The organism is Streptomyces sp. NPDC005931, assembly GCF_042871235.1.
Classification (GTDB): Bacteria; Actinomycetota; Actinomycetes; order Streptomycetales; family Streptomycetaceae; genus Streptomyces.
In genome coordinates this window covers 104,382-117,078 of the sequence record NZ_JBIAIG010000004.1, presented here as the reverse complement: position 1 = coordinate 117,078, position 12,697 = coordinate 104,382, and the positions used below count along the sequence as shown (strand labels likewise).

The window sequence follows — 12,697 nt, the reverse complement described above, 5'->3', positions numbered from 1 at the left end:
ACTAAAGGCCCCTCAGTCCCATTCCAGGCCGCCGCGCCGCCAGACGTACGCGTAGGCGACGAAGACGGTGAGCACGAAGAGCAGCATCTCCACGAGCCCGAAAAGCCCCAGGGCGTCGAAGGTGACGGCCCAGGGGTAGAGGAAGACGATCTCGATGTCGAAGACGATGAAGAGCATCGCCGTCAGGTAGTACTTGATGGGGAAGCGCCCGCCGCCGGCCGGCGTGGGGGTCGGCTCGATACCGCATTCGTAGGCCTCGAGCTTGGCGCGGTTGTACCGCTTCGGACCGATCAGCGTGGCCATGACCACGGAGAAGATCGCAAAGCCTGCCCCGAGGGCTCCCAGTACGAGGATGGGCGCATAAGCGTTCACCGCTCCTCGCTCCTCTCAGTCGGCACTGACTGCTGGCGGACTCGGCCGGGCTCACGGCGGCCCCAGCAGCCCCACGAACTCCACCCGCCCCGGCGAAGATCGAGAACATGTGAAGCAGGTCACAAGCCCAACCGCTCCGCATCTTATGCCCGTGCGTCTGTGATCTGCGACACGGGGTATTCCACAACCTTTGTGATCTCCACCACCTGACGAACGATCATGAAGTCACATGAGCGGTGATCTTCGTACGCGAAGCGTCCGGCCGATCACCAGAGGTGACATTTTGGCTCGTCTACGCAGGCCAGCGGGTCCGTCTCCATATCAAGAGGGTTCGCGTGCATGCAAATTGGCGTGGGGCCGGATCTCTTGATAGAGGCCGCGTTCACACGTCGGAGGGGTCGCGCGGCGCGATGTGGACGCGTGCACGCGTTCACGAAGTCCCGGCGTCGTGATCCGGCCGTGATCCGCACGCCGGGACGCGAGCACCGGGGTAACCGTTCCGTGACCTCTGCCACATTCGCGAGGGCACCGAGAGAAGGGGGGTTGGCCAATCGGTCCAACCGGTGGTAGGCGCAGGGCAATTCGGGCGTATCGATGAAAACGCGTGATCACAGGCCGAACACGGTCCGCCCGCAATGTCCGTTACGGCGTCAATAAAGAACGACACGCCCGGGATTCGAGGCCCCCGTTGAACAACTGTGGCGCAGGACACGTTTCTTGAAGATATGAAGGAGCCCCTGGTACCGGTTGTTCCCATGTCCCACACCGCTCACATACGCAGCCACCGGAAGCCCCGCCGTACCGCGTCCTCCACGCTCGCGATGCGCGCCGGAGTTGCCGGTGGCGTCCTCAGCACCCTGGCAGTGGCCGGGGCGTCGGGTTCGGCGAACGCCGCCGAGCCGGTGACCCAGACCCTGGAACTGCCCACCCTGACGGCCGACCTGGCCGCTCAGGTCGCCCAGTCCGCGGACGCCACCCAGCAGGCGGCCGCGAACTACCAGCTGCAGGCCGAGCGTGACGCGGCTGCCGCCAAGGCCGCCAAGGAGGCCAAGGCCGACCTCGCCGAGGCGAAGGAGAAGGCCGAGGCCAAGAAGAAGGCGGCCGAGGAGGCCCGCAAGGCCGCCGCCGAGCGTGCCTCGCGCACCGCCGAGCGCGCCACCCTGTCCGCCCCGGCCGCCTCCGCCACGACCACCGCCTCCGCGCCGGCCGGCGGCAGCGTCGCGACGGTCATCTCCTTCCTCAAGGCACAGGTGGGCGACGCCTACGTCCTGGGCGCCACGGGCCCCACCGCATGGGACTGCTCCAGCCTGGTCCAGGCCGCGTTCCGCCAGGTCGGCGTCGACCTGCCGCGCGTCTCCCAGGACCAGTCGACGGTCGGCACCGAGGTGTCGCTGTCCAACCTCCAGGTCGGCGACATCCTGTACTGGGGCGCCAAGGGCTCCGCGTACCACACGGGTGTCTACATCGGGAACGGCCAGTACCTGGACGCCGCCAACCCCTCCAAGGGCGTCGTCATCCAGGACCTCTCCGGCTACCCGGCCACGGGTGCCGTGCGCGTGCTCTGAGCCGCCTCCACGGCGCTCGCACGGACGGAAGGGCCGCTGCCCCGCTCGGGGGCAGCGGCCCTCCCCCGTGCACCCTCCCCGCGCGCCCTCCCGCGCCTTCCCCCCTCCCTCACTGGACAAAGATCGGCCGATTGCCCGAATTGTTCACAGTTGGGCATCCGTTGACGGAGCGCCACCCGCTCCCGCCGTGCCGTACGTGCGCCGCAGCGGCCCCATGACGGCCCTTCACGGGGCTCCGGGGCACGCGAAGACGGCCGGGTGCCTCCTCTCGGCTCCGGCCGCCCACAGCGCCCTTCACGGCTCCCGCGTCCGCGGGACGTCTCACGCCTTCGGCGCCACCTTGCTCAGGCCGTTGATGATGCGGTCCATCGCGTCGCCGCCCGTCGGGTCGGTCAGGTTGGCGAGCAGCTTGAGGGTGAAGCGCATCAGCATCGGGTGGGTCAGACCGCGCTGGGCGGCGATCTGCATGACCTTCGGGTTGCCGATGAGCCTCACGAAGGCGCGGCCCAGCGTGTAGTAACCGCCGTAGGTGTCCTTCAGGACCCGCGGGTAGCGCTGGAGGGCCGTCTCCCGCTGGGCCGGCGTGGCCCGCGCATGGGCCTGCACGATGACGTCGGCGGCGATCTGCCCGGACTCCATGGCGTAGGCGATGCCCTCGCCGTTGAACGGGTTGACCAGTCCGCCCGCGTCGCCGACGAGCAGCAGCCCGCGCGTGTAGTGCGGCTGGCGGTTGAACGCCATGGGGAGCGCGGCGCCGCGGATCGGGCCGGTCATGTTCTCCGGGGTGTAGCCCCAGTCCTCCGGCATCGAGGCGCACCAGGCCTTGAGGACCTCGCGCCAGTCCAGCTCCTTGAAGGACTCGGAGGTGTTCAGAACACCGAGGCCGACGTTGCTCGTGCCGTCGCCCATGCCGAAGATCCAGCCGTAGCCGGGCAGCAGACGGTCCTGGGGGCCGCGGCGGTCCCACAGCTCCAGCCAGGACTCCAGGTAGTCGTCCTCGTGGCGCGGCGAGGTGAAGTAGGTGCGCACCGCCACGCCCATCGGGCGGTCCTCGCGCCGGTGCAGGCCCATCGCCAGGGACAGCCGGGAGGAGTTGCCGTCGGCGGCCACCACCAGCGGGGCGTGGAAGGTGACCTCCCGCTTCTCCTCGCCGAGGCGGGCCGTCACGCCCGTGATGCGTCCGGTGCGGTCGTCGACCACGGGCGCGCCCACGTTGCAGCGCTCGTACAGGCGGGCGCCGGCCTTCTGGGCCTGCCGGGCGAGCTGCTCGTCGAAGTCGTCGCGCTTGCGGACGAGGCCGTAGTCGGGGAAGGAGGCGAGATCCGGCCAGTCCAGCTGGAGGCGGACGCCGCCCCCGATGATGCGCAGACCCTTGTTGCGCAGCCAGCCGGCCTCCTCGGAGACGTCGATGCCCATCGACACCAGCTGCTTCACCGCGCGTGGGGTGAGCCCGTCGCCGCAGACCTTCTCCCGCGGGAACTCGGTCTTCTCCAGCAGGAGGACGTCGAGCCCGGCCCTGGCCAGGTGGTACGCGGTCGTGGAGCCGGCCGGCCCCGCGCCCACGACGATCACGTCTGCGGTGTTGTCGGAGAGGGGCTCGGTCACGGCGGGATCTCCCCAAGGTTCGAAATCTGCGTGCCGACCGGCACTGGACATGGGCAGTCTATGCAGCACAACCGATCACCCGGCTGAAGGGCTGCCCTCCGTGAACCGAGCTCTCCCCGCCGTACGGCTCCGTGTCCCCACCGACGAGGACGCCGTCGTCTGGCACCGCATCTTCGACGATCCGGACGTCATGGAGTTCCACGGCGGCGCGGCCGCGGAGCTGTCGGTCTACGAGGAGCTCACCGCCCGCCAGCGCAAGCACGACGCCGAGCTGGGCTTCTGCCTGTGGACCGTGCTCGACGAGGAGGACCGGGTCGTCGGCTTCACCGGCGCCCAGCCGTGGCCGCGCGAGTGGGGTCCCCGGGGCGAGATCGAGATCGGCTGGCGGCTCGGCCGGGAGCACTGGGGCAAGGGGTACGTCACCGCTGCCGCGCGGGAGACGCTGGAGCGGGTGGGCGCGGCGGGCGTGCGGAGCGTGGTGGCCATGGTCGACGCCCGCAACACCCGCTCCATAGCGGTCACCCGGCGCCTGGGCATGCGCCTGGCCGAGACGTACACGACGCCGGTCTCGCGCCGGGAGGGGCACTGCTACCGGCTGGACCTCTGACGCCCCGACCGGCCCGTCACTCAGCGTAGTTGATTGTCACGGAACGCCACTTCGTGCTTCCCGTCGGCCGGTGCCGGGTCTACCCTGCCGGTACCGCTGGGGGGTGACGTCCGTGCGTATGACACCCAGGACACCCGAGGTGCGCGTGCCGCGCCTGGTCGGCCTGATGGCCGTGGACGCGCGCGAGTCGGCGGCGGCGCGGGGCCTGCTGCTCGCCGCGCCGGACCGGCCGGACCTCCCTCTCACCGTCGTCGACCACGTCGTGCGCCAGTATCCGCCGCCCGGTGCGGAGGTGCCGCGGGAGTCGTGGTCTACGTGTGGTTCGACTTCGGCGAGGGGGAGGGCGGCGGAGGGGTGCGCGAACCACGCGGGGGCGTGCCGCCCGGCGGGGGGCTCCGGCGGGAACGGGAGGAGCCGAGCACCCCGCCGAGCACCTCCCGACCGGTGGTGCTCAGCCTTCCTTGAAGCCCCGGTGCAGCGCGACCACCCCGCCGGTGAGGTTCCGCCACGCCACCCTGGACCAGCCGGCGCCCTTGAGGCGGTCGGCCAGGGCGGGCTGGTCGGGCCACGCGCGGATGGACTCGGCGAGGTAGACGTAGGCGTCCGGGTTGGAGCACACGGTGCGGGCGAGCGGCGGCAGCGCACGCATCAGGTACTCGGTGTAGACGGTGCGGAACGGCGCCCACGTGGGATGCGAGAACTCGGCGATGACGACCCGCCCGCCGGGCCGGGTCACCCGGTGCATCTCGCGCAGGGCGGCGTCGGTGTCCTGCACGTTGCGCAGGCCGAAGGAGATGGTGACGGCGTCGAACACGTCGTCCCTGAAGGGCAGTCTCGTGGCGTCACCGGCGGTGAAGGGGAGCCAGTCGCGGTGCCGCTTGCCGACGCGGAGCATGCCGAGGGAGAAGTCGCAGGGGACGACGTAGGCACCGGCGCGGGCGAAGGGCATCGAGGAGGTGGCGGTGCCGGCCGCGAGGTCCAGGACCTTCTGCGCGGGGCGCGCGTCGACCGCCTTGGCGACCTCCTTGCGCCATCGCCGGTCCTGGCCGAGTGACAGCACGTCGTTGGTCAGGTCGTACCGTTCCGCCACGTCGTCGAACATCGAGGCGACTTCGTGCGGCTGCTTGTCCAGGGATGCGCGGGTCACCCGCCCATCATTGCAGCCCGGCTCCACGGCGTGGGCCCCGGCCGCCCTTGCGCGGCGACGCCTCGCCGCACTGAGACATCGGGCGGGACGGGACGTATCCCCCGGCAACCACCAGGCTTCGCGTGCGAGTCTTCGCAGAGACACGAGAACGGGGAACAGCGATGACAGGCGCGATGCGCGGCGTCCGCGGACCGGCGGCCGCCATGACCCTCCTACTGGCACTCGCCACCACGGGCTGCACCGAACGGACCGGCACGGAGTCCACGGGGCGGAAGGGGGCGTCGGCCGCCACCGCGTACGCCCCGTACGTCAGTGCCACCACGCCCTCCGCCACCGACGCGACCGGCTCACCCACCGCGTACAACCTGGCCTTCGTCATCTCCTCCGGCAGCGGCTGCACCCCGCGCTGGAACGGCTCGCACGCCGTCGACGCCCCCGAGGTGACGTCCCGGATCGCGCGGCTGAGGAAGTCCGGCGCCGCGGTGCGGGTCTCCTTCGGCGGCGCGGCCGGCAAGGAACTGGCGGCCGCCTGCGACAGCGCGGCCCGGCTGGCGAAGGCGTACGCAACGGTCCTTGACGCGGCCGGTGCCACCCGGGCCGACTTCGACATCGAGGGCGACGAGCTGACCGACCCCGCCTCCGTGGCGCGGCGTTCGGAGGCGATCGCGCTGTTGCAGAAGGAACGGACGGACCTGGAGGTCTCCTTCACCCTGCCGGTCATGCCCTCGGGCCTCGACGCCGACAGCCGGGCCCTGCTGGACTCCGCCAACGACCACGGTGTACGGGTCTCCCTCGTCAACCTGATGACGATGAACTACGGCGAGTCCTACGACGGCGACATGGGCGACTACGCGCTCGCCGCGGCCGAGGCCGCCCACACCCAGCTCAAGAAGCTCTTCGGGCTGTCCGACGCCGACGCCTGGCGGGGTATGGCGCTCACCTCGATGATCGGCGTCAACGACGTCGAGGGCGAGACGTTCACGCTCGCGGACGCGACGCAGGTGCGGGCGTTCGCCGAGGACAAGGGCATCGCCTGGGTGTCGATGTGGTCGACGGCCCGGGACCGGCCCTGCCCGGACGGGGCAGGCGGTTCGGGCAAGGGCACCGGCTCCGGTGACGCGGCCACCGACTGCAGCGGCGTGCAGCAGGCCCCGGGAGCGTTCGCGAAGGCGTTCGCGGGCTGATCGGCCGGACTTGGGGTTCGCCGGACAGCCGATGCGGCTGTCGGCTGCTCGGCTGCTCGGCTGCTCGGCTGACGGGGCGTTCAGCCGCGCGGCTGTCGGCTGTGCGGCCTGGTGAAACTGTTCAGCCGTGCGGCTGTCCGCTGTCCACTGTCCACTGTCCACTGTTCAGCGTCGGCGGTGCACCAGGCGTCCCGCGCACACGGTCGCCAGGCACGCGCCCGTGCCGTCGAGGACCGCGAGGTCCGCGCGGCCGGCCGTCACGATCGCCGCGGGCCGCGAACGGGGCAGCACCACCACGTCGTTGCGCGCGGCGGCGGCGCGCAGTTCCGGCGAGTCGGCGTACTCCTGAAGCACCGCCACCGCGCCCCGCTTCAGCACCTCGTGGACGCGTTCCCTGGGGCTCGGGGCCTCAGGGAGCGGGCCCTCGTGGACCCGGCCCGGTCCCAGCACGCCGGGCCAGCGCCGTACGCGGGCCCCGGGGAAGAGCCGTTCCACCTCGTCCAGCGGGCCGACGGCGGCGATCCGGCCGCCCTCGACCGCGACGGCACCGCTCTCCAGCGGCTCGGCGTCCCAGGTGAGACGGACGGCGTCCGCGGCGTGAATGGTCAGCACGGCGGGGTCAGTTGGAGGCCAGGAGCTTGAGCTCCGGGTGGGCCGTGCCGCCCTGGATGGCCGTCGAGGAGATGTGCGAGACCACCCGGTCGTCGACGGGGTCGTTCGCCGGGTCGTCGTGCACGACCAGGTGCTCGTAGGTCGTCGAGCGCTGCGCGGGCACCCGTCCGGCCTTGCGGATCAGGTCGATGATCTCCAGCCGGTTGGAGCGGTGCCTGGCCCCTGCCGAGGAGACCACGTTCTCCTCCAGCATGATCGAGCCGAGGTCGTCCGCGCCGTAGTGCAGGGAGAGCTGGCCGACCTCCTTGCCGGTGGTCAGCCAGGAGCCCTGGATGTGCGCCACGTTGTCGAGGAACAGGCGGGCGACGGCGATCATGCGCAGGTACTCGAAGAGCGTGGCCTGGGTGCGGCCCTTCAGATGGTTGTTCTCGGGCTGGTAGGTGTACGGGATGAAGGCCCGGAAGCCGCCCGTGCGGTCCTGGACGTCGCGGATCATGCGCAGGTGCTCGATGCGCTCGGCGTTGGTCTCGCCGGTGCCCATCAGCATGGTGGAGGTCGACTCGACACCGAGGCGGTGCGCGATCTCCATGATCTCCAGCCAGCGCTCGCCGGACTCCTTCAGCGGGGCGATGGCCTTGCGGGGCCGCTCGGGCAGCAGCTCGGCGCCGGCGCCGGCGAAGGAGTCCAGCCCGGCCGCGTGGATGCGCCGGATCGCCTCCTCGACGGACACCTGGGAGATCCGCGCCATGTGCTCCACCTCGCTCGCCCCCAGACTGTGGATGACGAGCTGCGGGAACTCCTTCTTGATCGCGGAGAAGTGCTTCTCGTAGTACTCGACGCCGTAGTCGGGGTGGTGACCGCCCTGGAACATGATCTGCGTGCCGCCCAGTTCGACGGTCTCCGCGCAGCGGCGCAGGATGTCGTCGAGGTCGCGGGTCCAGCCCTTGGCGGTGTCCTTGGGGGCGGCGTAGAAGGCGCAGAACCTGCACGCCGTGACGCACACGTTCGTGTAGTTGATGTTCCGCTCGATGATGTACGTCGCGATGTGCTCGGTGCCGGCGTACTTCCGCCGGCGTACGGCGTCGGCGGCGGCGCCCAGCGCGTGCAGCGGGGCGTCGCGGTAGAGGTCGAGCGCCTCTTCGGGGGTGATCCGCCCACCGGCGGCTGCACGGTCGAGGATGGGCTGAAGGTCGGCCTTCTCGGTCACCGGCGTCCCTTTCGTAAGGGTTGTGGACGGACCGATCCAGCGTACGTCAGCGGGTTCGCGGAGCCGACGTCAGGCCGCGCAGGCACCGATCAGCAGCCCCGCGAGGGCGCCGGTGATCAGGAACGGGCCGAACGGGATCGCCGTCCTGCGCCCGGCCCTCCGGGCGACGACGAGGGCACCCCCGTACAGCGCGCCGAGCAGGAACCCGGCGAAGGTGCCGAGCATGACGGTCGGCCAGCCGTACCAGCCGAGCACGGCACCCGCGCCCAGGGCCAGCTTGACGTCGCCGAAGCCCATGCCGCCCGGGTTGACGAGGAACAGTACGAAGTAGCCGGCGCCGAGGGCGAGCGCGCCGAGTACGGCCGTGGTCCACTCCCCCGCGTGCTCCGGGACGAGGGCGGCGAGGCCGAGCAGGGCGAGGGCGGCTCCGGCGAAGGGGAGGGTGAGCGGGTCGGGCAACCGCTGCACCCGGAAGTCGACGACCGCGAGCAGCACGCCGACGGGCGCCAGCAGCAGCCAGACGGCCAGTTCGGGCCGGGTCCCGGTGGCGGCGGCGAGCGCGGCGCAGACCAGGGGGGTGGCGACGAGCGGGGCGGTGCCGGGGGCGTACGAGGGGCCGGTCGCCACGGCGACCACTGCCGAGCCGGCCGGTGGGGTCGTGCGGTGGGTGTCCGGGATGCCGCCCGTGCGGTCGGTGTCCGGGGCTCGGCCCGTGTCCCCGGCACCCCGGGCGCCGTCCCCCGCCGGGCCGCCCGACGGGCCCGTGCCTCCGGGGCGGCTGGTGCCGCCGGTGCGGCCCGTGTCACCCGTGTCCCCGACGCCCGAGGCGCCGTCCCGGCCGCCCCCGTCCGCGGCGCCGCCCGGGCGGCCGGTGCCCGGTGCGCCGTTCCCGGCGCCGGCACCCGGCACCGGTCCGGGCGGCGCTTCCTCGGCCGCCCGTCCCGGTACGGACGGCCCGGTGTCGGCCGACGCGCCGACGGCGGGCGACGGCTCCGGCTCCGTGCTCCGCCCCTTCCCCGGCCCCGACGCCTGCCCGGGCGACACCTGGTCCGCCGCCGCCTCGAGCTCGGCCGGTGCGCCGTCGGCCGCCCGATCGTGCTCGTCCCGTGCTCCGTCGGCCACCACCCCCGTACCGGACCTTTGCCCTTCGGCCGCGGACGTCCCGGCCGCGCACGTCCCAGCCGCGGACGTCCCGGCCACGCACGTCCCGGCCACGCACGTCCCGCACCGGGCCGGTCCCAGCCATCCCCTGACCGGATGCCCGGCCGGACAGGCCGTGCGCCACGGCTCGCCCGAGGGGACCGAGAAGCGGTAGGCCGCGCGCGGCAGCAACGCGCCCGCCGCCGCGCCCCACAGCGCGGCGGCGACGATCAGCGAGACGTACAGCGGGCCGCTCATCCCACCGCCGCGACCGCGTCGCGCCAGGCCGGCAGCAGTTCGTCGAGCAGCGCCTCGGTACGCGGCGGCAGCCCGCGGGCCCCGCTGCGGCCGATGAGGTCGGCGGCGAGGGCGGTCAGCCGCTCCGGGTCGCCGAGGGCGTGCGTGGCGCGCAGCAGTTCGTTCCACAGCCGCTCGTCCGCCGGAGCCGTGCGCAGGGCCGCGTTGAGCGCCTCGATGGCCTTCTCCGCGCGGTCCTTCTCCATGTGGAACTCGCACAGCGCGAGCCCGGTGTCGGCGACCAGCAGGGGCAGCTGGGCGTCGACGATCTCGTGACCGAGCCAGCGGTAGCGGCCCTCGGGCCGGTCGGCGAGCAGCGGCCCGCGCACCAGCACCAGCGCGTCCGTGAGCAGCCGCCCCCGTACGGCACGGCTGTCGACACCCCTGCCCTGGGTGGCCTCGTAATACAGCGACCGCAGCACGTCGAGGTCGGAGACGACGGACGTGGCGAGGGTGAGCCGCCCGGTGGCGTCGGTGCCGAGGCGGGGCGTGCCGTCGGGGTCGGTGCCGAGCCAGGCGCGCAGCCGGTCGACCAGCGCCTCGCGCACGTCGTCCGTGACACCGCGCGGCCACAGCGCGGAGGACAGCACGCGCGGGTGCACGCCCTCCCGGTGCAGCAGGAGCAGCGCCAGCGCCTCGTGGAGGAGGGCGCTGCGCTCGTCGTCCGGGGTGTCGAGGCCGATGATCTCGTACGGGCCGACGAGACGGGCGTAGACGGCCGGCCGTCCCTGCTCGGTGATGTCGACCAGGAAAGGCGGGGTGTTGCCGGGCCCGTCCGGTCCGCGCTCGGGGTCGGCCTCGACGAACAGCTCGACGACCGCACGCTGTTGCGCGGCGGGCAGGACCTGGGCGTCGAGTTCGAGGCCGAGCAGCGGGGCGAGCAGCCTGCCCTCGGCGGTGATCTCCATCTCCCAGGCGGCGCCGGGCAGTTCACCCTCGTCGGTGCCGACGAGGTAGCCGATGCCGAGACGGCTCGCGTCGGCGGCGAGTTCGGCGAGCCTGACCGCGTCCTCGGCGGAGGGCTCGGCGGCGAGCAGGACGAGGTGCGGGGCCCAACGGGTGTGCCGGGCGGGCCCGGTGCGCCCGGTGAGCACCGAATCGTGGCCGGCGGCGCCGAGCGCGCCGCGCCGCTGCCGGGTCTCGGCCTCCATCGTCTCGAGGAGCGCTTCGACGCCGTCGAGGTGGCGGAGCCGGTTGGGGGCGAGCGGGGTCAGGTCCTCGCCGAAGCCGACGAGGGTGATGGTCATGCGGTCCGACCAGCCGTTGGTGGCCAACTCTGCGGCGACGGAGGCGAACACGGCGGCCCGGTCGGTCTCGCGGCCGCTCAGCGAGACGATGCCGGGTACCGACTCCAGGTTGAGCAGCAGGCGGGAGTCGTCCATGGTGCCGAGGCTGACGAGCCCGGGGTACGGGGCGGCGGTGTCGGCGTCCTCGTACCGCTCGGCGTCGTCCTTGGCCAGCATCCAGAACGTCTGGTCCTGCCCGAGCTGCCAGGGCGCCGGCGGCTTGCCGGCCGGCTGGGCGAGCTGGAGGTGCAGGTCGCCGTTGCTGAGCCAGGCCGCGTAGACGACGGGCAGCGGGCGCGACTCGGCGGCGAGGGCGGCGGCCAGTCCCCGCAGCGACCGGTCGAGCAGGCGTACGCCCTCGGGGTCGGCGCCTACCAGCAGCGCGTCGTGCGCGTCCTGGGCGTCACCGGCCGGCGTGGGCGGTTCCATCCCGCGCCGCCCGCCGATCCCGGAGAACGCCGACTGCCACAGGGCCTGGCGGCGCCGGTGCCCGAGGGCGCCGAGGAGACCGGCGGCGAGGAGGGGCGCGGCGAGGAGGGCCTGGGGCAGGCCGAAGGTGGAGGTGTCCTCGGCGGGGGTGGCGTGAGGCCGGTCGGGCTGCTGGTCAGGGGTGTGGTCGGGGGCGGGGGCGGGCCGCTGCTCGGGCACGGAGACCTGGGCGGCACCGGCGCCGGCACCGCCCCCGGCGCCCTCGGCGTGGTCGCCGGTCAGGGCGTAGTCGTGGATCTGCTGCTGCACCTCGGGCGAGACCTCGGGCGCCTCGTCGGGCATCTCGACGAGGTCGCCGCCGCGGGCGTCGCCGGGCATCTCCATGATCCAGCCGGGCCGGATGAGGCTGGCCTCGGACAGCTTGGAACCGTCGGGCTGGGTGCGGTCCTTGTTGAGCTCGAAGATCTCCTTGTACCGGCGCCCGTCGCCGAGGTGCCGCTCGGCGATCTCCCAGAGGGAGTCGTGGTGCCGCCCCTCGGGCGGCTGGATCCGGTAGAACTTCGTGTCGCCCTGCCGGGCCGCGCTGCCGGGGTCGGCGTGCGCGGCGGCGTGGGATGCCTGCTCGGCGAGCGCGGCGGCGGTCCCGGCGGCCTGCTCCTGCTGCTGCGCGAACAGTCCGGGCGTCTGCTGGGCAGCGGCGGCGGCCGGCCTCTGGTTGCCCTCGAGCCCCTGCCCGAGCTGGGCGAGGCCCGGGGTGAAGCTCGCCGCGGTGGCACCGACGAGCAGCAGCGCGGCGACGAGCTGGCGGGCGAGCAACTGGGCGGGCCCGGCACCGGGCACCCGCCCCGGGACGCCGACACCGGACAGCGCGGCCTTCATCTCGACGAGCACACAGGCGGTGAACTGCGCCCAGGCGAGCCAGACGACGAAGGTGAGGATGCCCAGGAAGGTCGAGACGGAGATGTCCTGCTTGAGCCACTGCATCGGCTCGAAGGTGTCCGGGAAGGGCCAGCCGGCGGTGACGGCGAGCGCGAGCGGAACCCCGACGACCAGGACGAGCAGCGCGACGAGGGCGAGGAAGGCCTTGACGAAGTCCCCGAACGTCCGCCGCCGCACCCGCACCGGCTGCGGTGTCCGGTTCCGCGGAGCGGCGGAGCCCACGTCCGTCGAGCTTGACGAGCTTGAGGTGCGGCGTCGCGGCATGGCGGGTGTCCTGGGTGTCGTGTGGGAGGAGTCGGGAAGTGGG

10 protein-coding genes and 1 pseudogene are annotated in these 12,697 nt (G+C 72.8%); 4 read left to right on the top strand and 7 right to left on the bottom strand.

Going from position 1 to position 12,697, the window contains the following annotated elements; translation table 11 throughout:
• Nucleotides 1–12 precede the first annotated feature (12 nt).
• Nucleotides 13–372 carry an NADH-quinone oxidoreductase subunit A gene (locus tag ACFYOV_RS11600; protein WP_030494815.1) on the bottom strand — a complete coding sequence of 120 codons (360 nt, stop codon included), beginning with the start codon at nucleotides 370–372 and terminating at the stop codon, nucleotides 13–15.
• 725 nt (nucleotides 373–1,097) lie between these two features.
• On the opposite strand from ACFYOV_RS11600, the gene ACFYOV_RS11595 reads away from it, so the two are divergent.
• On the top strand, nucleotides 1,098–1,937 hold the full coding sequence (locus ACFYOV_RS11595) for a C40 family peptidase (protein ID WP_389085920.1): 840 nt from the start codon (nucleotides 1,098–1,100) through the stop codon (nucleotides 1,935–1,937).
• A gap of 321 nt (nucleotides 1,938–2,258) precedes the next feature.
• Here the strand turns inward: ACFYOV_RS11595 and ACFYOV_RS11590 are convergent, their stop codons facing one another.
• Nucleotides 2,259–3,593 (bottom strand): geranylgeranyl reductase family protein, encoded by a 1,335-nt coding sequence (locus ACFYOV_RS11590; protein WP_389085917.1) that lies wholly within the window; start codon nucleotides 3,591–3,593, stop codon nucleotides 2,259–2,261.
• Between the two features lie 49 nt (nucleotides 3,594–3,642).
• On the opposite strand from ACFYOV_RS11590, the gene ACFYOV_RS11585 reads away from it, so the two are divergent.
• Together ACFYOV_RS11585 and ACFYOV_RS11580 are read left to right on the top strand one after the other, a co-directional pair.
• Complete coding sequence (locus tag ACFYOV_RS11585) at nucleotides 3,643–4,149, top strand: GNAT family N-acetyltransferase (RefSeq protein ID WP_389085915.1); 507 nt, start codon at nucleotides 3,643–3,645, stop codon at nucleotides 4,147–4,149.
• 118 nt (nucleotides 4,150–4,267) lie between these two features.
• Nucleotides 4,268–4,614, top strand: a pseudogene (locus ACFYOV_RS11580) (PASTA domain-containing protein).
• On the opposite strand, the gene ACFYOV_RS11575 reads toward ACFYOV_RS11580, so the two are convergent.
• Nucleotides 4,601–5,296 carry a demethylmenaquinone methyltransferase gene (locus ACFYOV_RS11575; RefSeq protein WP_389085912.1) on the bottom strand — a complete coding sequence of 232 codons (696 nt, stop codon included), beginning with the start codon at nucleotides 5,294–5,296 and terminating at the stop codon, nucleotides 4,601–4,603. The pseudogene ACFYOV_RS11580 and the gene ACFYOV_RS11575 overlap by 14 nt on opposite strands.
• Nucleotides 5,297–5,469: 173 nt before the next feature.
• Between ACFYOV_RS11575 and ACFYOV_RS11570 the strand changes: the two genes are divergently transcribed.
• The gene (locus ACFYOV_RS11570) at nucleotides 5,470–6,480 is read left to right on the top strand and encodes a chitinase (protein ID WP_389087043.1); all 1,011 of its coding nucleotides are present in this window, start codon (nucleotides 5,470–5,472) and stop codon (nucleotides 6,478–6,480) included.
• Nucleotides 6,481–6,645: 165 nt separating this feature from the next.
• On the opposite strand, the gene ACFYOV_RS11565 is transcribed toward ACFYOV_RS11570, so the two are convergent.
• The 4 genes from ACFYOV_RS11565 to ACFYOV_RS11550 all read right to left on the bottom strand — a co-directional run bounded on the left by ACFYOV_RS11565 (nucleotide 6,646) and on the right by ACFYOV_RS11550 (nucleotide 12,654).
• A complete protein-coding gene (locus tag ACFYOV_RS11565) occupies nucleotides 6,646–7,092 on the bottom strand; it encodes a hypothetical protein (protein WP_389085910.1) in 447 nt (148 codons plus the stop codon).
• Between the two features lie 7 nt (nucleotides 7,093–7,099).
• Nucleotides 7,100–8,299, bottom strand: a complete 1,200-nt coding sequence (mqnC, locus tag ACFYOV_RS11560) for a cyclic dehypoxanthinyl futalosine synthase (RefSeq protein WP_389085908.1) — start codon at nucleotides 8,297–8,299, stop codon at nucleotides 7,100–7,102.
• A gap of 69 nt (nucleotides 8,300–8,368) precedes the next feature.
• Nucleotides 8,369–8,935: a prepilin peptidase gene (locus ACFYOV_RS11555; RefSeq protein WP_389087040.1), complete on the bottom strand. Its 567-nt coding sequence runs from the start codon at nucleotides 8,933–8,935 to the stop codon at nucleotides 8,369–8,371.
• A gap of 758 nt (nucleotides 8,936–9,693) precedes the next feature.
• Complete coding sequence (locus ACFYOV_RS11550; RefSeq protein WP_389085905.1) at nucleotides 9,694–12,654, bottom strand: BTAD domain-containing putative transcriptional regulator; 2,961 nt, start codon at nucleotides 12,652–12,654, stop codon at nucleotides 9,694–9,696.
• Nucleotides 12,655–12,697: the final 43 nt, after the last annotated feature.